This is a genomic window from Bacillus pfraonensis (assembly GCF_050768835.1).
Lineage (GTDB): Bacteria > Bacillota > Bacilli > Bacillales > Bacillaceae_G > Bacillus_A > Bacillus_A pfraonensis.
The window spans coordinates 239956-262092 of sequence record NZ_JAHCDO010000002.1; the positions used below are offsets into that span (position 1 = coordinate 239956).

18 protein-coding genes and 1 riboswitch are annotated in these 22137 nt (G+C 35.0%); of the genes, 14 read left to right on the plus strand and 4 right to left on the minus strand.

The window, feature by feature from the left end; genetic code table 11:
* The first annotated feature begins 48 nt into the window (after positions 1 to 48).
* From KFD70_RS02500 to cyoE, 5 genes are all read left to right on the plus strand, one after another.
* A complete protein-coding gene (locus KFD70_RS02500) occupies positions 49 to 2064 on the plus strand; it encodes a class I SAM-dependent methyltransferase (protein WP_431612893.1) in 2016 nt (671 codons plus the stop codon).
* Positions 2065 to 2687: 623 nt separating this feature from the next.
* Positions 2688 to 3578, plus strand: coding sequence for an ABC transporter ATP-binding protein (locus tag KFD70_RS02505; RefSeq protein WP_336451928.1), 891 nt, complete (start codon positions 2688 to 2690; stop codon positions 3576 to 3578).
* A complete protein-coding gene (locus KFD70_RS02510) occupies positions 3562 to 5139 on the plus strand; it encodes a hypothetical protein (protein ID WP_336451929.1) in 1578 nt (525 codons plus the stop codon). Before KFD70_RS02505 ends, KFD70_RS02510 begins: the two co-directional genes overlap by 17 nt.
* 12 nt (positions 5140 to 5151) lie before the next feature.
* Complete coding sequence (locus KFD70_RS02515; RefSeq protein WP_336451930.1) at positions 5152 to 5955, plus strand: DUF4097 family beta strand repeat-containing protein; 804 nt, start codon at positions 5152 to 5154, stop codon at positions 5953 to 5955.
* A gap of 228 nt (positions 5956 to 6183) precedes the next feature.
* The gene (gene cyoE / locus KFD70_RS02520; protein ID WP_336451931.1) at positions 6184 to 7101 is read left to right on the plus strand and encodes a heme o synthase; all 918 of its coding nucleotides are present in this window, start codon (positions 6184 to 6186) and stop codon (positions 7099 to 7101) included.
* 102 nt (positions 7102 to 7203) lie between these two features.
* On the opposite strand, the gene KFD70_RS02525 is transcribed toward cyoE, so the two are convergent.
* The 3 genes from KFD70_RS02525 to KFD70_RS02535 form a co-directional block, all read right to left on the minus strand.
* Positions 7204 to 8295: a sensor histidine kinase gene (locus tag KFD70_RS02525; protein WP_336451932.1), complete on the minus strand. Its 1092-nt coding sequence runs from the start codon at positions 8293 to 8295 to the stop codon at positions 7204 to 7206.
* Positions 8292 to 9011: a response regulator transcription factor gene (locus KFD70_RS02530; protein WP_336451933.1), complete on the minus strand. Its 720-nt coding sequence runs from the start codon at positions 9009 to 9011 to the stop codon at positions 8292 to 8294. Before KFD70_RS02530 ends, KFD70_RS02525 begins: the two co-directional genes overlap by 4 nt.
* Positions 9012 to 9158: 147 nt before the next feature.
* Positions 9159 to 10388: an aspartate kinase gene (locus KFD70_RS02535; protein WP_336451934.1), complete on the minus strand. Its 1230-nt coding sequence runs from the start codon at positions 10386 to 10388 to the stop codon at positions 9159 to 9161.
* Positions 10389 to 10619: 231 nt separating this feature from the next.
* Positions 10620 to 10806: riboswitch (Lysine riboswitch) on the minus strand.
* Between the two features lie 199 nt (positions 10807 to 11005).
* Between KFD70_RS02535 and KFD70_RS02540 the strand changes: the two genes are divergently transcribed.
* From KFD70_RS02540 to KFD70_RS02555, 4 genes are all read left to right on the plus strand, one after another.
* Entirely contained in the window at positions 11006 to 11914 is a 909-nt protein-coding gene (locus tag KFD70_RS02540) for a DoxX-like family protein (RefSeq protein ID WP_336451935.1), read from the plus strand.
* 4 nt (positions 11915 to 11918) lie between these two features.
* On the plus strand, positions 11919 to 12530 hold the full coding sequence (locus KFD70_RS02545) for a DUF4166 domain-containing protein (protein WP_336451936.1): 612 nt from the start codon (positions 11919 to 11921) through the stop codon (positions 12528 to 12530).
* 5 nt (positions 12531 to 12535) lie between these two features.
* On the plus strand, positions 12536 to 14152 hold the full coding sequence (locus tag KFD70_RS02550; RefSeq protein ID WP_336451937.1) for a YndJ family protein: 1617 nt from the start codon (positions 12536 to 12538) through the stop codon (positions 14150 to 14152).
* A 105-nt stretch (positions 14153 to 14257) separates the two neighbouring features.
* Positions 14258 to 15520 carry an MFS transporter gene (locus KFD70_RS02555; protein WP_431612895.1) on the plus strand — a complete coding sequence of 421 codons (1263 nt, stop codon included), beginning with the start codon at positions 14258 to 14260 and terminating at the stop codon, positions 15518 to 15520.
* A gap of 35 nt (positions 15521 to 15555) precedes the next feature.
* On the opposite strand, the gene KFD70_RS02560 is transcribed toward KFD70_RS02555, so the two are convergent.
* On the minus strand, positions 15556 to 16017 hold the full coding sequence (locus tag KFD70_RS02560; protein WP_431612896.1) for a hypothetical protein: 462 nt from the start codon (positions 16015 to 16017) through the stop codon (positions 15556 to 15558).
* A 566-nt stretch (positions 16018 to 16583) separates the two neighbouring features.
* On the opposite strand from KFD70_RS02560, the gene KFD70_RS02565 reads away from it, so the two are divergent.
* The 5 genes from KFD70_RS02565 (at position 16584) to KFD70_RS02585 (ending at position 22131) form a co-directional block, all read left to right on the plus strand.
* Positions 16584 to 17147, plus strand: a complete 564-nt coding sequence (locus KFD70_RS02565; protein WP_336451940.1) for an undecaprenyl-diphosphatase — start codon at positions 16584 to 16586, stop codon at positions 17145 to 17147.
* 178 nt (positions 17148 to 17325) lie between these two features.
* Positions 17326 to 18597, plus strand: coding sequence for an MFS transporter (locus KFD70_RS02570; RefSeq protein ID WP_336451941.1), 1272 nt, complete (start codon positions 17326 to 17328; stop codon positions 18595 to 18597).
* Positions 18598 to 19072: 475 nt separating this feature from the next.
* Entirely contained in the window at positions 19073 to 19582 is a 510-nt protein-coding gene (locus tag KFD70_RS02575; RefSeq protein WP_336451942.1) for a DUF3995 domain-containing protein, read from the plus strand.
* A 936-nt stretch (positions 19583 to 20518) separates the two neighbouring features.
* On the plus strand, positions 20519 to 21268 hold the full coding sequence (locus tag KFD70_RS02580; RefSeq protein ID WP_336451943.1) for a metal ABC transporter ATP-binding protein: 750 nt from the start codon (positions 20519 to 20521) through the stop codon (positions 21266 to 21268).
* Positions 21265 to 22131: a metal ABC transporter permease gene (locus tag KFD70_RS02585; RefSeq protein ID WP_336451944.1), complete on the plus strand. Its 867-nt coding sequence runs from the start codon at positions 21265 to 21267 to the stop codon at positions 22129 to 22131. The genes KFD70_RS02580 and KFD70_RS02585 overlap by 4 nt, the downstream gene beginning before the upstream one ends.
* Positions 22132 to 22137: the final 6 nt, after the last annotated feature.

Sequence of the window (22137 nt, forward strand, 5' to 3'; positions counted from 1 at the left end):
GATGTCTCTGACAGAATATGCATTGAATAACCAAAAGGGGAGTAGAGTATGTTACATAGTTTACATGCAATAGAAGAAGTACGAAACGGAAACATATATACGAAAGAAGCAAATATATGGTTAGGGTTTTTATTAGAAGAATATGGGACAGTAAGTATAGAAAGAAATTACCAGAGTGTATTAGAGTATGTGGAACGGACGCTAAGGCATTTAGAAAAAATGAATGTTTCATATGGTATTCGTGCTCGTGTAGAAACTGTATTGTGCTGGAGTGAAGTATCTAAGTGTGGTTCTGTAACGCAGCGCAAGAAGTGGAAGGATTTAGGGGTATCATTTTTAGCACATAACGAAGATTCAGCTTATATTTATAGACGCTATTTTCCATATGATGATGTAACGTTTACACTTATTCGTACACATGGATTAATAGGGCAAGTATTACGAGGAGAAGTATCCATGAATTCTCATGATGAATTGGTAAGATTATGGAAGCGAGGTGTGATTCAAAAAGATGAACTGCGTGAAGTGCTTCGTGTTTTAAATGAATGTATTGTTACTGGGGTATCTGATAAGTTATGGAAAAGAGTACAAGGAGAGGTATATGAACGTATTGAACAAATACTTTGTGGAGAACTGATTGAATATAGTGTAAAGGAACGAATTCGGCGGTTACGTACGAATGCTTCACCTAATGATACATATTTTGTTCAAGAATATGATTCAATTATGAATGATAGGTTAGAAGAAATGTTTACAGTTCTATTTGATTATGACCTTTGGTATGTAGAAGCAGCATTAACTCATTTTAGTTTTGAGGAGTTCGTGAAAGTGTTTGCATTAGCCTACCAACGTATTACTGAGAAGAATGTAGATCATATCAGTTTCCAGCCTCTTATGGGCGCATTGTATTATGAGAGAGAGGAGGGAAAATACTTAAATATTTATACGAAACGAGCAATTGAAAAAGTATTGCGAAGTGTATCAATAGTAGAATTGCTAAATATGACTCAAATTCCTCAATCAGAAATGTATCCTGAATTAAAGGAAACTGAAAATGTATTAACAATTGGTTTTGGAACAAGTGAAGTTGGAAAAACACTCATCGAGTTTTGTTTAGCTTGTAAAAAAGAAAATAATGCTCATTATGAACAAGCAGTCATAATGTTATGTGAAATATTTGGCTTACGCAGGGATGTGTTTGATCGGTTGGAAAATGAGGAAGAATATCTTTCGCATATGAATGGGAGTGTAGATGATAAAGTTGCGGTTCTTCTATATGTAGTAGGAGATATAATAGTAGAAATTGGTCCCGGTGGGGGCGCAATGATAAATAAATTTAAAGAAGTTTATCCGAATAAATCGGTTATTGGTGTAGATTTGTCACGAAATGTAATTGAAAAGTTAACAAGTGATAAATACGAAAAAGGCTACGACTGGGAAGTTACACTAGGCGATGCTTTACACCTTGCTGAAACATTTCATCCGGAAAGTATTTCTACAGTTCATTGTGGCTCAGTGAATCATGAAATCTTTTCTTATGGAGAAACAGAAGGTAAGAAGTTTAATATTGCAACAATGGAACGTTTAGTGAAGAGTGTATTTCAAATATTGACTCCTAGGGGACGTTGGATTATTCGTGATGGAGTGAAAACAGAAGGTGAAGGATGGTGTGAATTGCAGTTTCATGATGAAGCCGCAATGCCTTTCTTGAAAAACTATCAACGTGATTTTAAAGGAAGACAAATTCAAGTTAATACATTAGACGTCGATCGGGTAAGGATGCCGGTTAACGATGCAATGGAATTTTTATATACGTATACGTGGGGGGAGGAAGCATACCCACATGAAGTACAGGAACAATTTGGTGTATTCACCCTTCAAGAGTATATTGACTTTGTAGAGAATGTTGTAGGTTCAGAGAATGTAAAAGTAATCGAAGCAAAGCAGTACCTTTTAGAAGGATATATAGAACATTTATCATCGAAAGTTACATTGTTTGATGAGCAAGGTGAACAAATAGCATTGCCAAATAGTACATGTTTGCTTGTATTTGAGAAAATATAAATTTGTTTGATGTTTGTACTTTATGATACATTAATGAGCGGTAAATTCCTGTTGATTAAAGATTTACTTTATTATATAGGTGATTAAATACCATGAAAAATATACAGGAAATATGTATGAACAGATTAAATCGTTAATTTGGCATATATTTCAATAGGTATCATCACAGCATGTCATTCTATAATTGAAAAGAGTTTTGTAGAGGGAAAAATAAGAAGGTTTTGGTTGTTAGTAGGTTTGTTATTACATTTTATATTTTAGGTTTTAAGAATTATTGTCGAAAGGAATAAGGTGTGAAAAAAGATTCCGAAACAGAGTCAAAAATAATCTGTTTCGGAATCTTTTTTTAGAACATACATTGAGTTTTAGAAGTTTTATCTCATAATAAACTAACAGTAAAATTCCTACCTCGTAATTCAGTGGGAAAATTAGGTGAGAGGTGACTAGACAATAAAATACGAGTTAGTACGGGCTGAAGATACTCTTAATGATTTAAGTTTCAATGTATATTTTAAGCTAATTTTCTCTAGATTTTACTTAGATTTTACTTTCACCACCTACAATGAAAATAAGAAAACGTAAGTGTTAAAAAATGACGTTTCATAAGGCGAGGAGGTAACATGATGGAATTAGTAATTGACCACGTTACAAAAAAATACGGTGGGAAAGTAGCATTGAATGAATGTAGCTTACATTTAAAGCCTGGTATATTGGGACTTTTAGGACCAAATGGAGCAGGGAAATCTACCCTTATGCGTATATTAGCAACAATTGAACAACCGACGAGTGGTAGTGTGATATGGAATGGGGAAAACATTCAAAAGAAACCAAAGTTGTTACGTTCACAGCTTGGTTATTTACCACAAGATTTTGGGGTATATCCAAATATGAATGCCGTTGAGTTCTTAGAGTACATCGTAGCGATGAAAGGTTTAGCCATGAACTCTTCAAAAAAGCGGATTAATGAGCTACTTGATGCGTTAAATTTAACGAATGATAGAAAACGACTATTAGGTGGCTACTCTGGAGGAATGCGACAACGAGTCGGCATTGCGCAAGCTTTATTAAATGATCCGAAATTATTAATTGTAGATGAGCCAACAGTAGGATTGGATCCTGAAGAAAGAATTAGATTTCGAAATTTATTATCTAGTCTTTCTACGGATAGAATAGTTATTTTATCAACGCATATTGTAACAGATATTGAATCAATTGCGACTGATATTGCTTTGTTATCAAAAGGGAATGTATTAGCTCATATGCGACCTGAGCAACTATTAAAGCATGTAGAGGGAAAAGTATGGGAGTGGGTTATACCAGTTTCTGAATTACAGCATGTTCAAAAGAAGTGTATCGTAAGTAGTGCGGTTCACCGGAGTGATGGTATTCATGCTCGTATTGTTTCAAATCATGCGCCTAGTAAAAACGCATATATGATCGCAGCCTCTCTTGAAGATGCTTATCTTTATTATGTTTCTTCGAGAGGAGGGCAGGAAATTGAACAATGTATATAATCTGTTTTATTTTATTAAAAGTAATTTGATTAGACAAATGAGAAGTTATCCGTTCTTAATTGTAATCGGATTAACGATTTTTTTAGGCTATGCGTGTGTTCCTGCAGCTTCTTCTGGTTATGAAGTATTTCAACTTGGTGGTGTGAGAGGGGTATATAATTCGAATTGGCTTGGTGGTATGGGAGCGATGATTTCATCTTTATTCTTATGGTTGTTTGGTTTTTATATGTTAAGAAGTCAAATTTCAGATGATCAGCAATTAGGAATAGGACAATTGATTGCCACTGCACCTATAAGTAAATTTCAATATATTTTTAGTAAAACAATTTCTAATTTTGTTGTTTTAGTTGTCATTGAAATCGTGTTTATAGTTGCTTTTATCATGATGCAATTTATACGAGGAGAAAATTTTTCGTTTCAATTAGGTGGTTATGTATATCCACTTATTTATATTGTGTTGCCTTCGTTGGCACTTTTAGCAGCGTTGACTACTTTCTTTGATGTGTTTCCCGGTTTAAAGGGCGTGATAGGAAATGTTGTTTTCTTTTTTTTATGGGTCTTCTTAGGAATTATGGCGATGGAGCAGCCGAATGATTATTGGGATGTCTTTGGTTTAAATATAATTAGTTCTGATATGTTTCACGATGCAGCAAGTAAATTTGAATTTTTAAGCAAGGGTGAAGAAAATCGTAGTTTTGGTTATTATCCGATAGAAGGGAAGATGCAAACCTTTCAATGGGATGGAGTACATTGGACAAGTGAAATATTGATAACGCGTTTTATTTGGCTTGGAATTACATTGTTCCTCATTTTGCTTACTTCTCTTGTATTTCATAGATTTGGTATGTCTAGTAAAGGGGAAAAGAAGATAACAGAGTTAAGACAGGAGAAAGAATTAATTGCTATGAGTGAACGTAGTAATAATTTAGTTGCATTGACTTCCATAGCGAGAACAAAGGGTATTAGCATGTGGCGTTTAGTAAAAGCTGAGTTATCCATTATGTTAAAAGGCTTTACAATCTGGTGGTACATTATTGCGGTTGGGCTTATAGCATTTGGATTGATATGTCCGGTAGATGTAGCAAGAGAGTGGCTATCTATCGTTATGATTTGGCCAATTGCAATTTGGTCACAGATGATGACGAGAGAAAATTATTATGGAACGGATCAAATTATTATGTCGAGTTGTTCTCCATTTTATAAGTTTTTTGCAACATGGATTTCAGGTATTATAGTGGGTTTTATTATCTCTAGTGGTGTTATCATTCAATTTATATTAATTGAAGATATTTCGCTCTTGCTTTCTTGGCTTAGCGGTATAGTATTTATTCCAACGCTAGCCTTAGCATTTGGAGTATGGAGTAGGACACGTAAATTGTTTGAAGTGGTGTATATGCTTTTATGGTATTTAGGGCCAGTGAATCATCTTCCATATGTAGATTTTCTGGGAGTATCAACGTCATATGCTATTTTGTATATAGGATTATCTATCTTATTGCTAAGCATTGCATTAATAGGACAGTTACAGAAAATGGGAAGATTACGGTTGCTATTCAAGTAAGTAGTCAAGGGGATGAAAGCCATGAAAGAGAGAATATATGTATTTTTACTTATAAGTATAATCACTTTAAGTCTAGTCGCATGTGGTACAAGAGAGAATGAATCGTCAGTTTCCAAACAGTTCACCGCGAAACATATAAATGAGATTTATATAAAAACTGTAGGAGAAAACATTAAAGTTCATTCTACAGCAGAAAAAGATATTAAAGTTGATACAGGAGAGATGAAAGATGTAAAAGTGAAAGCGGATGGAGATAAATTAGAGATTATTATAAAAAACTCCCCATCAATTGTAAATTTGAAAACAGCAACTGTGCAAATATACCTTCCAGAAAAAATATATAAAAAAATAGATATTGAAACAGAGTCAGGTGAAATTATAGGTGAAAATATGTCATCTAAACAATTGGATTTGTACAGTGATTCAAGTGATATGACAATAAAAAATTATAAAGGGGACGAGATAAAAGGAGTTTCTAAATCAGGAGGGATTACGTTACAGGAAGTGGAGGGTAGCTTCGATATTCAAAACAATACCGGGGAAGTTAATGTATCAACTGCTTCCAACTTAAAAAATGAAAATATAATAAAAACTGAATCATCTCATATAAATATAAAGCTAGAAAAAGAGCCGGAAAATCTTGAATTGGATTTGTCGACACAGGCAGGGCGAATCAAAAGTGATTTTTCACTTTCATCTGGTGAAAGAGGGAATGATCATAAAGTAAAAGGCCGTATAGGAATTGGAAAAGAGAATGATACAAAGTTAACAGTGAAGTCTATGACAGGAAAGATTGAGTTAAAGCGCGATAAATAGTGAGAGTATGAAACGGATGTTCATCTGTTTAGAATAAGTTTTTCCTGTATAAATCTCTTTTTCCTGTATTTACTAGGGGATTTTCTAATTTTCATAGATTAACCTTCAATGGTGCACTGTATACTCTCTTTTTCTTGACATGCATATCATATAGTATTAATATACCGAGGAGTATGTTAATACTATATGTATGGTAGAAATACCTGAGGAAAAGGAGTACAGAGTGTCATGGGAAGAAAAAAAGAATTAACAAATTCGAAACGACAGTTATCGGACATTTTATCTCAAACTGTGAAAACTGGAATTATTAAATCGAATTTGGTCCCGATGTTTGCTGGATTGACATTGGCTTTATATAAATATAAAATTAGCCCGTTTGAAAAAATTCCAGAAATTATATTTGCTATGATTGGTTCGATTTTAATCATAGGAGCAGCAGGAGCTTTTAACAATCTGTATGATCGTGATATTGATTCGATTATGGACCGAACAAAAAATAGACCGACTGTAACGGGAGAAATCAGTTTTAAAGCTGTATTATGGCTTGGAATATTCATGACGATTTCTGGCTTAGCATTTCTTGCGCTAACGACATATTTAGCAGCGTTATTAGGGTTTTTAGGTTTATTTTTGTACGTTGTACCATATACAATGTGGAGTAAAAGAAGAACAATTTACAATACAGAGATAGGAAGTATTTCAGGAGCAATGCCACCGCTTATCGGTTGGGCTGCTATGTATCCGGATATTACACATCCAGCTATTATTGGTCTCTTTATCATTATGATTATTTGGCAAATGCCTCATTTCTATGCGATAGCGATTCGGAAACATGATGAGTATAAAGCTGCGAATGTGCCGATGCTTCCAGTAGTGAAAGGAATTAAAAGAACATATATACAAACAAATGTATATTTAATTATATTAATTATTATCAGTTTTCTTTTAGGTTCGTTGAGTATTGGTCTTATGTTAGTATCGCTTCTTTTAAGTATTTTGTGGCTTGCTTTAAGTATTTATGGTTATAAAAAAATGGATTCAGAGAAATGGGCAAAATCATTGTTTATTTTTTCTCTGTTCCATATGACGATTTTATTTTCCACAATTATTATTTATTCGTTAGTGGGTATCTTTTTTGGGAATTGATCTATAAAGAATAAAAAACAACTTCTCCTGTATAAAAGGGGAAGTTGTTTTTATATGAAAGATACATTTCATACGTATTCTTTTGATTATTTCACAATAAGCCTAGTGATTTGGGAGTATAATATGAATTTTTGTGCCTTTACCGATTTCACTCGTAACATGAATTGTCCCATTATGTGCTGTTATAATTTTATGAGCAATTGCCATTCCGAGACCTGTTCCTTCGCTTGAAACATTTGTAGTTGTCCCGCGGTAGTATTGCTTAAATAAATTTTGAACAGTTGCTTCATCCATGCCAGCGCCAGTATCTTCTATTATAATACGTATATTTTCTTGTAATAGAATAGAGGTATGGATCTTTGTTTCCGGAGGATTGTGTAAAATAGCGTTCATAAACAAGTTTTGTAAAGAACGGTGGAATAATTTTGTATCAATTGGAATTATTATGTTTGTATTATTTGATTCAAAACTAAAATGATAATGCTGAGAGCGTGGATCGTTTGTTATATCAGCTATCAGCCTTCTTGTAAATTCAACGATGTTTATTTCTTCTTTTCTTAATGGAATTTGTGAATCTTGAAGACGAAAGGAAAGGTTTAAGTCTTCAATTAATTCTTTCATGTGATCTCCCTTTTGCTGAATTTCTTGCAAAAACTTTTCTTTTTCTCCGTGACTCCAAGTATGATCTGGTGATAACATAAGCGCGCTGTATCCTGTAATATAGGTAAGTGGTGTTTTAAGATCATGAGAGATTCCTGCTATCCATTCATGTTTCATTTTCTCAAGTTGTTCACGTTCATTTTCTATTTCTCTTAATCTATTTGTTAAGTGCTCTATATTTAGAAAGACGTCTTTATATAGGCGGTAAGGCCCTTTTAATTTCCCTGTTTTTTTCTTGTACATTTGTTTCGTGCTTTCTGGTGTCACGTAAGACCCTTCTGCTAGTTGGTTAATCCAAGAAATCATTCGGAATAGAGGCCTACTAATATGCCAGCCATACATAATGGCACCGATAAGAAGAGTACATATAAAGAGGGAAAAAACGATAAGAGCTTCTGTATCCTTGTTATCTTTGCCTATTCCCATAAGAGGTAGTATGCCTTCCATAAAGATCACCATAAAAATCCCCATAAAAAAAGTACCAATACATAAACTACGAATAAAATGAAAGCCTAACCTAAAACCAATTTTCATTTTTGTTGCTCCTTCGTATGCGGGATAAATTTATAGCCAATTCCTCTCAAATTGACAATGTATGTAGGAGATTTAGGGTTTTCTTCTATTTTTCTACGCAATTTAGAAATATGCATGACGACTGTTTTATCATCACCTATAGAGGTCAGTCCCCATACTTGTTCGTACAATTGTTCAGCAGTAAAAATTCGGTTTGGGTGTGTACATAAGAAAGTAAGTAATTCTAGTTCCTTAGCGGTGCAATGTACAGATTTATCGTTTACTGTTAGCAATCCTTCGCTAGGATATAGAGAAAAGGCTTCGAAATGTAGGTTTAATTTTTCTTCATTGCGCTGTTCTTGTATCATATGTTGTCTACGTAATTGGACGTTAATTCGGGCAGCGACTTCTAAAGGATTAAACGGTTTTGTTATGTAATCATCTCCACCAATTCCTAGTCCTGTTAATTTATCTAAATCGCTAGAACGCGCTGTTACAAATAAAATAGGGGTATTTGTATAGTTTCGAATCTGTCTGCATAGTTCAAATCCATCAATATCAGGTAGCATCACATCGAGTAAGATAATATCGAATGGGCGACTCTTAATAAGGTGTAACGTTTCAGCTCCATTGATAGCTGTTGTTATATGCGTGAAGTTTTCTTTTTTTAGCGTAAGTACTAACATATCTAATATGCCTTGTTCATCATCTACTAAAAGGAGTTTTTCTGTTCTCATTATGGAATCCACCTTTACACGTTTTTCGAACCTGTTAGAAAGATATTTGGAAAATATTTCACATGTAATAGTGTAACATAATACCATTTTGTTAGATAAAAAAATAACAACAAAGAGAGATTCCTTGTTGTTATTTTCATAATCAAATTAATTCATTTGTACCAATGGTTCAATTTTTGCCATAAATGATTGGTGAAGTGCTTCTACGCCATCTACTAAATGAAGGCGATCGATGACAACAGATACTTTAATTTCAGAAGTACTTACCATTTTAATATGAATATTTTCTTCTTTTAGTGTAGAGAACATGCTAGCCGCAACACCTGGATTAGATACCATGCCAGACCCTACAATAGACACTTTAGCTAGGTGATTTTCATATTCTACCGATTCATAATGTAGCGTTTCTTGATTTTGTTCTAATACTTCTAATGTTTCTCTTAAATCACTCGAATGAATAGAGAAGGATAAGTGTACAGTACCTTCATTGGTAATGCTTTGAATAATAATATCAACATTAATATGAGCGTTAGCTAATGTAGAGAAAACAGTTGAAAGCGATCCTTGTTCTAATCCTTTCATTGTTACACGTGTGATGTTATCTTCAAATGCAATACCTTTTACGATTGATTGTTGTTCCATGTTACATTCTCCCCTTACAATTGTTCCGTTTTCTTGTTCCATACTTGAACGAACTTCTAAAACGACGTTATGATTTTTTGCAAATTCAACAGCACGTGGATGCAGTACACCAGCTCCAAGATTTGCGAGTTCTAACATTTCATCATAAGAAATTTCATCTAATTTATATGCGTCTTTTACAACGCGTGGATCAGTTGTGTAAACGCCTGTGACGTCTGTATAAATATCACATTTTTTCGCTTTAAGCGCAGCTGCTAATGCGACAGCAGTTGTATCAGAACCACCGCGGCCAAGTGTAGTAATTTCGTTCTCTCCACTTAATCCTTGGAAGCCAGCAACGATTACAATTGTTCCTTCTTGTAAATAAGATTGAATACGTTCTGTGTTAATATTAGTGATCCTTGCGCTTCCGTGTACAGATTCAGTTGTAATACCAGCTTGCCAGCCTGTTAGTGAAATAGCATGATATCCTTTTGCTTGCAATGCCATTGTTAATAAGGAAATTGTTACTTGTTCGCCAGTTGTTAGGAGCATGTCCATTTCGCGTTTACTTGGATTTTCAGTAATAGCCGTAGCAAGTGCAACAAGCTCATCTGTGCTTTTGCCCATTGCAGAAACAACTGTAACAACGCCGTTTCCTCGTTCATATTCTTCAATAATTAAATTTGCTACATGTTGAATGCGCTGAATACTTCCGACAGAAGTACCACCGAATTTTTGAACAATCGTTTCCATTACAAATTCCTTCTTTCGTCCATTTTTATTCATTAATCAGGAAAGGCGTAAAAAACATATAAGAGAGATGTATAAGTCCCTAAATATTCCTGTAGTTACCGGAAAGAAAAACAAAAAACACCATCTCAAATAGGTGAGGATGGTGCTGTTACAGGAAAAAGGAAACAGAAAAAGGAGCTAATAAAAAAACCGCCAAAAAAGGAATATCATAATAAAGCATGATATCTCTTTTTTGTAGATAGCTCTTCATACATACACGTCTGTATATATGACAGTTCTGTTTCTATTCGAAAACAGCCCCAATTGATAAATGCAGAGAAATTTATCAATTTCGGCAACGATTCCTTTTTTCTAAACTCATCGACATCTCTGTGTCTCCTTTAGAATACTTATAAGCGTTGCAACCTCTATCTCACGTTTTGGGCGAGAGTGTTTGGTTTATGAAGTTATTTGGTAACATTTGTTTTATAATAATTAAAATATTATAGGAAATCAAGTGCTTTATAAAAATTTTGAAAATTAAATCTATTTATAAAATGAAAGAATTATTTGAAAAATATAGATGAAATCATATTTTACATATAAATTAGTATATAGAGGGATTGGAGGGAGAGAGGATGAAGAGACAGAAACCGATTTATGTTCAAACAGAAATAGAAACATCAATGGAGGAACTATGGAAGTATACGCAAGATCCAATGTTACATGCAGAGTGGGATGCGCGGTTTACTGAAATATCATATTTAGAGAGAAAAGAAGATGAACCACAACGTTTTTTATACAAAACAAAAATTGGTTTTGGACTCGAAATAGCTGGTGAAGGAGAAGTGGTAGGGGAATTACAAAAGGAAACAGGAGAAAGGATATCTTCGCTAAAATTTTGGACAGGCAGTAAACTTTCATTGATAAAAATAGGAAGGGGCTATTGGAAGTATACACCGAATGGGAAAAATATTTGCTTTGAAACGCAGTATGATTATGATACGAGGTTTGGCGGTGTAGGGAGAATTATAGATTCATATATATTTCGGCCACTATTAGGGTGGGCGACAGCATGGAGCTTTGATGCTTTAAAATTATGGTTAGAAAAAGGGTTTCATCCCAGCTTGCTAATAAGGAAATCGATTACGTATTGGTTTATTTGTTTTATATTTTCTTTTGTATGGGTGTATCAAGGGCTTGTGCCAAAAGTATTATTTAATCATCCAGAAGAGGTACGGATGCTTTCTGTACTTATTGGTTCGAACGAAAATAGCATTTTTGCTCTTGAAATAATTGGGTTTTTAGAGATAGGATTCGGGATCATATGGTTGTTGCCATTTCAAAAACAGAAGTTATTGCTGCTACACATTATTATTTTAATTGGTTTAACCATTGCAGCAGGATTCACAAATATCTTGAGTTTTATCCAACCATTTAACCCTATTACCTTAAATTTTATATTAATTGGATTATCAGTTATTGGTTATATGAACAGTGATGATTTACCAAGAGCGAAAAATTGTAAGAGAAAAAGGAAGGGGTAAATGCGTGACTAACATCTATGAACGATTATTAGGAGAATCTTATCAGCAGCTACATCCAAAATTACAAAAACGTTATGCAATTACGGAAAACAATCCTTTTATAGGTGAAGGGAAAATGGATGAAATTGATGAAGGATCGTTTCTTGTTAAAATATTTTTACGAGTTGCATCGAAATTTCACATGTTTTTTTCAGAAAGAGGAAAAGAGGTACCGTTTACGATACATAATACTGCTGAAAAGGATGCGAAAGGAACTATCTTTGTAAGGTGGAATAGGATGTTTCTGTTTGGCAACAAAAAACGTTACTTCAATGCTGTTATGTACTTGGATACGAAGCAGAATGAAATTATTGATTACTTTGGTGAACCGCATTTGCTTGTATCAACACTTGCATTTTATGTGGATAAAGAAGGAGCAATGCATATCTCATCAAAAAAACAATGGTTTTACGTATTTAGGAAGAAAATACCACTACCAAAATTTTTATATGGAGAGGCGAAAATTACAGAGAGCTATGATGATGTGTTAAATCGTTACAAAATTCATGTTCAAGTACGAAATCCATTGTTTGGGCCGCTTTTCTCTTATAAGGGAACGTTTATAGAAGGGGATTAAAATCGATGAAAAATATAGTTGTTGGACTTATTTGTTATATGATTTTTCTTATATTGGAATGGCCCGTACTAAATCCCGTTGAATCAATTATATTGCTATCTATTCTTCTATTCATACCAATGTCACTTTGTATTATTGATAAGGAGAAAAGAGATGGATCTCAGGTTTTATTTTATAAAACTGTATCGTTACTTTATCCAGTTGCTGCAATCAGTGCAATGTTGGCTTTTGCAACGGGTTATTTTTTCTTTGCAGTTATATGGTTTATGTATACAGGCATGATTGCATTGTTCGGTGTAAATAGATTGTTAGAAAGAGGTTGGAAGCCACTAGAAGAGACGGCAATTGATAGTGGGTTTATTTATTTGTTTTTAGGTGGTTTTTGGTTTTTTGCCTCTGTAGCAAATCTATCAATTATGCAGTTTAGTTCTGATATCGTTTTGCTTACAGCAGCTCACTTTCATTATTCTGCATTTTTACTTCCCTTATCTATAGGATTACTCGGGAGAAAGCAACAAAAGAAAAGTAAACGATTTGAGATGGTTATGTTTGTTATTATAATTTCTCCGATGACAGTAGCAATTGGTATTACTTATTCGAGGACATTCGAGTTCTTTGCGGTATTCATTTATCTCATTTCCCTTTATGCTTATGGTATTTATGTATGGAAAACAAAATTCACTTCGATAAGTACAAAAATCCTTCTTATCATTTCATCAAGTACACTTATGATAACGATTCTGTTTTCACTCGTATACTCATATGGAAACTTGAAACAAGTTATGACAATCACCATTGCACAAATGGTTTGGATTCACGGTGTTGTGAATGGGATTGGGGTAGCGTTGCCTGCCTTTATTGCTTGGATGCTTGAAAGGAATACGCCAGCTTATATTCATTATGGAAAACCGATGAGTCGTATGAAAGGGAAAATGAAAGTAGAAGGAACAGATTTTATAGAGGAGAATGTATATACAGGCCTTGTAAATCAAATGAGTGATTTTCATAGCGTGCAGTTTGATGAAAGAAAAGTATCTCCACTTATTATAGATTTTTATAAGCATACGAAACATTATCAATTAAAAGCGAATATTAAGTGGTCCCGCTGCTTTCGCCCTTTTGCCTTTCTCTATGAAAAAATGAGTAGACGTATGCAACAAATTCATTTAGGAATGGGGAATAGATGGGAATCTATGCATGGGGATATCATTGCGATAAATGATGAGTGCGATGGTAGAGAAGATGTGAGGGGATGGGTTAGAAAAAATGAACAGGATGAAACGATTTTTATAGCCCTTTACTCGCAGCATACATATAGCGGAGAAACATATATGAATATTGCATTGCCATTACCTTATTCGAATATGACAGGTATTTTAAAATTACGTAATGATAACAACGACCTTATCATTACTAGCAGGTTAAGAGAAAGTACAAAAGGAGATGAAGGGATTTACTTACATACTCGTTTCTTTACACTTCGATTACCGTTAGCTGAGACATTTACGATAAAAGAAAAAAATGATGAGATTTTAACAGCACATCATCAAATGTGGATCTTTGGCGTGAGGTTTTTAGAGATTGATTATGAGATTGAGAGAATGGAAGAGAGATGTCATTGAAATAACTTTTTGATATATATATAATTTAATTGTTAGAAAAGAGGAAAAATTTAATGTTATAATAAAAGGAAAAAGAAGGAAGGTATTTAGGGGAAGGTGATACATATGCAAGGAGAGGTGCAGACAGAAAATAAGGGGAGTTATGTAAGTAATTTATTGTTACCTGTTACAAAATCACGCCATTTTACTTTTTTATGGATTGGACAGCTTCTTTCCGTTCTAGGAAGTTCTATTACGATGGTAATCCTTCCGGTAGTTGTATATACATTAACTGGATCCACAGTTGTTATGGGAACGACGATGGCTATGTATATGCTACCGAATATTCTCGTTTTACCGTTTTCTGGGCTAATTGTTGATCGTATAAATCGAGTGAAGTTAATGTTGTTTACCGATATTGTTCGGTGCATATTAATGATCACACTTGCGGTACTTATGTTTACAAATACTTTAACAACCACGATTTTATATGTGCTAGTAGCGATATATGGACTAATGGAGGGGATATTTCAACCTGCATATGCAGCAGTGCGAGCGAGGGTCTTTGTACCGGAAATTCGTAATGCGGCTAACGCATTAACACAAATGAGTAATCAAGGCGTTCGCTTAATAGGTCCAGCCCTTGGTGGTCTTATTGTTTCGGTTGCATCAGCGGGAATTGGATTTGGTTTAGATGCATTGACTTATTTCCTATCTTTTATCTGTCTATTGTTTTTAAAAGATGTAACAGCTAAAAAGGTACAGGAACAAACAAATCAAAAAATGAATTTCAAAAAAGATTTTACAGAAGGTATTGTTGTCTTAAAAAGCCATCCGTGGCTTTGGATTACAATTTTAGCATTTTCATTTATTAATATTTGTCACGCAGGAATTATCGTTGTATTAATCCCTTGGCTATTTCATATACATCATCAGTTTGAACCGTTTGTCTATGGGATTGGAATGGCATGTTCTGGAGTGGGGGCTGTTGTGGCAGCTCTTATTTTTGGAGGGAAACAGAAGTGGAAGAAAAGGGGATTGCTTGCCTATGGAGGTGTCCTCATTAGCGGAATGTCACTATTTCTAATGTCTTTTGTTTCGTGGGCGCCAGGGTTAGTAGCGTTAATGGCGTTAGAAGGGTTTGGAATCATGATTTTCGGTTTAATTTGGGAAACGAGCTTACAAGAACTTGTACCAGAAGAAGCGTTCGGAAGAGTAGCAAGTCTTGATATGTTAGGGTCTTTTGCATTATTACCGCTAGGGTATATCGTTGTTGGCTGGTTGGCAAATATAATTGGTGGTACTGTGACGATTACGATTTTAGCCATTGCAGCTATTGCGGTAGTAGTAATCGCGCTCCTTGTTCCAAGTATTCGTCAGTTTGATTAATAGTGAAAAAAGTAAGTTCTGCTAAACGGCAGAGCTTACTGTTCGTGAAAGAAAAAAATTTGTGTATGCTGTTTTGCTGTGCTTTCAGGGTGACCGTTATAACTAAATTGGTCCTCGTCCCAGCTAATGACGATGTCAAATGAGTTTGTGTCCTCAGATAATGGGAATTGCATTTTTGGAAGCCGAGTTTGACTATATGCTACACGTATGTCGGACTTATTGAAAGGACTAAAAACGGCTTCTGAATTTGGGTTGTTGTCGCGTACTTCAATAGATACGTTACTTACATCTTTACCGATATTTTTAACAAGTAAGCTGTATGTATGAAACATACCTTTTTTTGATTGCCGTGCTGTAGAATCTTTCGTTTTATCAACTTCAATATACCACTGATTAGATTTTGATATAACAGGAAGTTCTGTAAAAGTTACAGCGCTTGTTTGAAGTGGAACTGCAAAACAGAGGAAAGTAAGTAAGAATAATATTTTTCTTTTCATGAATCATTCTCCAATTCACTATTGCTGATTTTTTATTTTGTTAGCATGTACGAATTAAAATGGAACTATGCATGTATTTGTGATTCGAAATACGAGAAGGATAAATATGAGTTTTGGCTGGATGATAAAGAACAGGTTGCGTTCATTCGTTTTGATGATGCCGATGTTCAATGAATAGGCTTAATGTTAGGAGGCTAGTATAGATAGTCTCTTTTTTATGTCTAAATTCTTGCAAGTAAATTAAAATGGTCATATTTTATCTTACCAGTAATTATTAACGTAACGGTATTGATTCAGCGTTTATGAGTCATACATGTTTTACTAAAATAGATTGATGAAAACTCCTTATTGACTTTCTGTAAAGAAAATAGATGTAGTTCTTAAATTGAACAATATATAGAACGAGTTAAGTAGTTGAATGTAAACTTTAAATAGGAACCTTACAAAAATGTAATGTTTATGTCATGAAAGAAGATAGTACATTACGAATCATTCTTTTAAAATGAAGTAGATTATGCTTTTTGGTTACATATAGCATAGGTTAAAGAATTAAAGGAGATTATGTAATGAGTTTTCAGAATTTAGATTATGAATGGTTCCATTTTATAAACAGTAAAGTGCAACAATATCCACTGATTGACAATGTAATGATACTACTTGCAGAATATGTACAATATGCTTTCGTGCTATTGCTTGCTCTATTATGGATAAGGAATAAACCTAATTTTCGTGTAATGGCTTTTCAAGCGATGGTCGCATTTACTTTAGCGTATTCGATGAATAGAATCATTGAACAATTTCTTTATAGAGATCGACCTTTCGTTTCACACAACATCACACAACTCGTAGATCACGCTGCTAACTCTTCTTTTCCAAGTGATCATGCAACATCAGCAGTCGTGATTGCAGCTACATTATTGCTATCTGCATATCGTTTTAAGTATACTTGGTTTTTCTTAGCACTAGGTGTAGCTTTCTCGAGAGTGTGGGTCGGAGTACATTATCCATTTGATGTAATTGCAGGAATTGTACATGGAGTATTGGTAGCGCTATTTACACAGTATGTTGTATTTAAAATACGTCCTGTCGCTACGTTAATTGGAAAACCTATTTTTCAAGGAAAAAACTAGTTTTATAAAATGAATATATTTGTACCTAACAAAAAACTGTCCTAAATCAAAATATTTAGGACAGTTTTTTGTTGTTCTTTTTTAGGACTAAAAGAATGGATGAAAATGTTGTTGAATATGAAATGTTAACCATAGTACATTTAACAAGGGAAGAATTTTTCATAAAGAAGGTGAGGAATTGCTTAATGAAGCAAATGGCCTAATAAGGGGGCATATGTATACAGCAGAAGAACAACAAAAGCTGTATAAACGAACATTAATCATTGTAAGCATTTCACAAATGTTTGGAGGTGCAGGCTTAGCCGCTGGAATTACAGTCGGGGCACTGCTTGCACAGCAAATGCTTGGAACAGATGCATTCGCGGGACTGCCAACAGCGATGTTTACAATGGGATCAGCAGGAGCGGCTTTCATAGTAGGGAGGCTCTCACAACGTTATGGGCGCCGGATTGGGCTTGCGTCTGGGTTTATGGCAGGAGGAGTTGGTGCTATTGGTGTCGTAATGGCAACTCTAACAAATAGTATTATCCTTCTACTAGCTTCCTTACTCATTTATGGGGCAGGAACAGCCACAAATTTACAAGCTCGTTATGCTGGTACGGACTTGGCGAATAAGAAGCAGCGGGCAACAGCCATTAGTACGACAATGGTTATGACAACTTTTGGAGCGGTCGCTGGACCGAACCTGGTCGGGATAATGGGAAATATCGCTCTTTCCATTGGGATTCCGAAACTTGCGGGGCCGTTCTTATTATCAGCAGCTGCATTTTTACTAGCAGGGCTCGTACTTTTTATTATGCTTCGCCCAGACCCATTAATAGTAGCGAGTGTAATAGAAACATATAAACAGAAGCAAATAAAGAAAGAAAATTCAATGATTAAGACGTCGATAGAAAATAAAAGAGGCGTTATAGTTGGTGCGGTCGTTATGATACTTACGCAAATCGTAATGGTCGCAATTATGACAATGACTCCTGTACATATGAAGCACCATGGCCATGGCTTGCATGAAGTGGGCCTTGTTATTGGTTTCCATGTAGGGGCAATGTATTTGCCATCACTTGTTACAGGAATTTTAGTTGATAAGGTTGGTAGGATGACAATGAGTATCGCTTCTGGGGTAGTATTACTTAGCGCGGGAGTGATAGCTGCTGTCGCACCAAGTGACTCTTTAATTCTCTTAGTCGTTGCTTTAGTTTTACTTGGGTTAGGATGGAACCTTGGTTTAATAAGCGGTACTGCTCAAATTGTTGATGCAACAGAACCTTTAACACGCGCAAAAACACAAGGGAAAATCGACGTTTTAATTGCATTAGCTGGCGCTTCCGGTGGAGCGATGTCTGGCATGGTAGTAGCAAATTCAAGTTATGCAGCATTATCATTAGCTGGAGGAGCCTTGGCCTTGTTACTTATTCCTGTTGTGATTTGGTCTCGGAAAGGGAATAGATAGCGTTCACTAAAAGAATATAAAAGTGTTTTTTATAAAATGGTGAGGGGTATGTCTCTGTTTGGGGGAGATACCTTTCTTTTGATTCAAGTTGTAGTTTCTTAGAGGGCTTGTCTGTAATCATATTAGTAATATGATGTGTAGTGATTACAAAGAAAAGAAGTGCGTTTCGCGCTTCTTTTTGAGATCACACCAACAAAACGTGGATTTTATACGCTAAGGATATGCAGGATTTCATACAGGCTACGAGAACGGGTTGAACTGCCAAATGCTGTTATGACAGGGATGTATGAAATCTTGCATACAACGGAAGGTTGACAAACTCGTGGTATGAATGGCTTTCTAGGATTTGGTTACTGCTGATAATTTGACTTTATGTAAACTAAAAATGTATAGAGTATTCATTGCGATATTCTCTTACAAACCGGTCTTGGTTGCCTTGATAGCAACTGCATATAATGATAGTGGGGTGGAAAAATTGAAGTTTAATCAAATGAAATGGGCTGGTTATGCTGCGTGTATTTGGTTAATATTGTATATTCCGATCCACATTTATTGGGCATTGGGAGGAACGACATTAATGCCTGGGCTTTGGAGAGATGAGGCGAAGTGGGCAGCAGTAAACTGGGGAGCATCTGTAGTGTTGTTAGTAGCATCAATATTTGCACTATTACTGGTTCATCCTTGGGGACAAAAGATCTCAAGATATTTGATGCTTGCAATGGGTTGGTTTGCTTGCATATTGCCAATCGTGCATGCTGTCTACGGATATATTACAAAAGGACTTTTTCTAGCTGGTATTATTCCTTTAAAATTTTTTGATTTCTCAGTATGGGAAACATTAGATGGCGATTATATGATCTTAATAGATTTGTTACTTTTCGAACCTTGGTTTTTAATCGCAGGCGTCTTATTCGGGTCAGCTACTTTACAGTATCAAAGTAAGATAAAAGAAGTAATGGATCAACAACAAACTATTATTAAATAAAGATCTTCGATAGAAGATTCTTATTCGTATACCGATAACACTGATTATGTGAAAAGAGAGTAGTCCGTAATCCTGTTAATAATACAATACAAAAGCTAGGGGTTAAAGGGCGTTTGTAAGCGGATATTGGGCTTTTTCGTAGGGGAGAACTCGAATTGTAATGATTGGGAGATGTCTTATAAGTCGTTAAAACCGACTTATGGGCAGCTCTCTTTTTTTATCCCGCTACTTTAGGGCAGTAATACTCCCACCTCAAAATTCGGCGGGAGCAATGTCCAGCTCTAGCGGCTAGAATCTCCGGTCGCCCGCACCCCCTCGGACGAGGCAAAAAGCGCCTCTCTATCGGGGGTGCGGGCGTCCTGTGATTCTGAGCGAGCCGCACTGATTAAAGTTTCACTTTATTTTCCTATTTAGACCTTGCAATTGACTATGACCTTATCCTGCACCAATGCGTCCTTTTAAAGATTCAACGTTTTTTGCCATATGAATGCTCCTGCCCTATGTGCTGATTGTTGTATGTTTTATATTATTTTGTACGAAAAACAATCATTAGATTTTTAGGAAAAGTATAATCCGTTATAAAACGAATAACTATTAAATAGGGGGATTAACTATGTCGTACAGTGACTTTAAATTACTTTTTTAGAGGGAGTTATCTGGAATAGTGGAGCTTATAATAAAAGTTGTGTGTATTGAGGTGAAAGTAATATATTTTAGATGAATTTTAAAAGGGTATTCATAAACTAATAAAAATAGTTTACAAATTTGCATCCAGCTTATATAATTTGATTCATATAAAAAAGTTTCCTTAAGGAAACATAAGTTCAAATGTACATTATATGTATAATATAATTTATCTTATATTTTTTTGCCTTAAAGTTGCCTTTGTGCAAAATACTTATCCTAACGAAAAAAAGAAAGGGGAATGCATAAAAAATGACTGAGGCTGTAGTTGTAAAGGATTTGTTTGTATCATATCAAGGGAATCAAGTGGTCCAAAACGTTTCCTTTGATATTGAAAAAGGAAAACTCGTTGGAATTATTGGTCCAAACGGGGCAGGGAAATCTACTTTGATGAAAGCTGTATTAGATTTAATTCCAAATGATAAGGGATATGTTCGGATTCTTGGAGAGGATATTCGAAGCGCTAGAAAGCGGATTGCGTATGTACCACAAAGAAGTGATATAGATTGGGATTTCCCTATTACAGTTTTAGATGTCGTGCTAATCGGAACGTATCCATCTTTAGGTATGATAAAAAGACCAAAGAAAGAACATCGGGATTGGGCATTTGAATGTCTAAAAAAAGTCGGAATGGAAGAGTTTAAAAATCGCCAAATTGGTGAGCTTTCAGGCGGACAGCAACAACGTGTCTTTTTAGCAAGAGCTTTAGCGCAAAAGGCGGAGATTTTCTTCTTAGATGAACCATTTGTTGGAATTGATGTAACAAGTGAAGAGACAATTATTAAAATTCTTAGAGAGTTACGCAAAGAAGGAAAAACGATTGTTGTTGTACATCACGATCTAAGTAAAGCAGAGTCCTTTTTTGATAAATTACTATTATTGAATAAAAGCTTAATTCATTATGGAGAAGTACAACAAGTATTGGAACCAACTGTTATGTCAAAAGCGTATGTGAATCAGGGAATATTCTTTAATAATTCAGCGGAGGTACATTCATCATGAAGATTGTAGAATTTATAGATGCATTAATGCAGTACGGTTTTCTGCAGAAGGCGTTATTAACTTCCGTTATGGTAGGAATTATATGTGGTGTAATTGGATGTTTTATTATTTTACGAGGCATGGCATTAATGGGTGATGCCATTTCACATGCCGTTCTTCCAGGAGTAGCGCTTTCTTATATGATTGGAATGAATTATTTTATAGGTGCGGTTTTAACAGGGGTTATTACTGCAGTAGGAATTGGATTTGTAAGTCAAAACAGTCGTATTAAACATGATATGGCGATTGGGATTATGTTTACCTCTGTATTTGCTGTAGGGATTATCTTAATTACCTTTATGAAGAGTAGTTCTGATTTGTACCATATTTTATTTGGGAATGTCTTATCGGTTCGTTCTTCTGATATGTGGATGACACTTAGTATCGGAGTTGTTATTATTGGTCTTGTGTTTCTATTTTACAAAGAATTATTGGTGTCTACATTTGACCCGACAATGGCACAAAGTTATGGATTGCCGAACAAATTGATTCATTATGGCTTAATGATTCTTCTTACGATGGTTACAGTTGCTTCACTTCAAACTGTAGGGATTATTCTAGTTGTCGCTATGCTTATCACACCAGCGGCTACAGCGTATCTATTAACAAACCGTTTGTGGGTCATGATCTATTTAGCAGCGGGTATTGGTGCACTTTCATCTGTAGTAGGGCTATACTTTAGTTTCTCTTATAATCTTGCTTCAGGTGCAACAATTGTTCTTGTTGCAACATTCTTGTTCGGATTGGCATTCTTTTTCTCACCGTCACAAGGTATGTTTTGGAGAGCTATAAAAATTAGAAAAAATAGAGCAGAGTTGTCATAATTGATT

Coding starts and splice junctions, on each gene's coding strand:
- KFD70_RS02505 (WP_336451928.1), top strand. CDS start 2,688: ATGGAATTAGTAATTGACCACGTTACAAAAAAATACGGTGGGAAAGTA.
- KFD70_RS02540 (WP_336451935.1), top strand. CDS start 11,006: ATGAAGAGACAGAAACCGATTTATGTTCAAACAGAAATAGAAACATCA.
- KFD70_RS02530 (WP_336451933.1), bottom strand. CDS start 9,011: ATGAGAACAGAAAAACTCCTTTTAGTAGATGATGAACAAGGCATATTA.
- KFD70_RS02500 (WP_431612893.1), top strand. CDS start 49: ATGTTACATAGTTTACATGCAATAGAAGAAGTACGAAACGGAAACATA.
- KFD70_RS02550 (WP_336451937.1), top strand. CDS start 12,536: ATGAAAAATATAGTTGTTGGACTTATTTGTTATATGATTTTTCTTATA.
- KFD70_RS02555 (WP_431612895.1), top strand. CDS start 14,258: ATGCAAGGAGAGGTGCAGACAGAAAATAAGGGGAGTTATGTAAGTAAT.
- KFD70_RS02515 (WP_336451930.1), top strand. CDS start 5,152: ATGAAAGCCATGAAAGAGAGAATATATGTATTTTTACTTATAAGTATA.
- KFD70_RS02580 (WP_336451943.1), top strand. CDS start 20,519: ATGACTGAGGCTGTAGTTGTAAAGGATTTGTTTGTATCATATCAAGGG.
- cyoE (WP_336451931.1), top strand. CDS start 6,184: ATGGGAAGAAAAAAAGAATTAACAAATTCGAAACGACAGTTATCGGAC.
- KFD70_RS02525 (WP_336451932.1), bottom strand. CDS start 8,295: ATGAAAATTGGTTTTAGGTTAGGCTTTCATTTTATTCGTAGTTTATGT.
- KFD70_RS02535 (WP_336451934.1), bottom strand. CDS start 10,388: ATGGAAACGATTGTTCAAAAATTCGGTGGTACTTCTGTCGGAAGTATT.
- KFD70_RS02560 (WP_431612896.1), bottom strand. CDS start 16,017: ATGAAAAGAAAAATATTATTCTTACTTACTTTCCTCTGTTTTGCAGTT.
- KFD70_RS02565 (WP_336451940.1), top strand. CDS start 16,584: ATGAGTTTTCAGAATTTAGATTATGAATGGTTCCATTTTATAAACAGT.
- KFD70_RS02585 (WP_336451944.1), top strand. CDS start 21,265: ATGAAGATTGTAGAATTTATAGATGCATTAATGCAGTACGGTTTTCTG.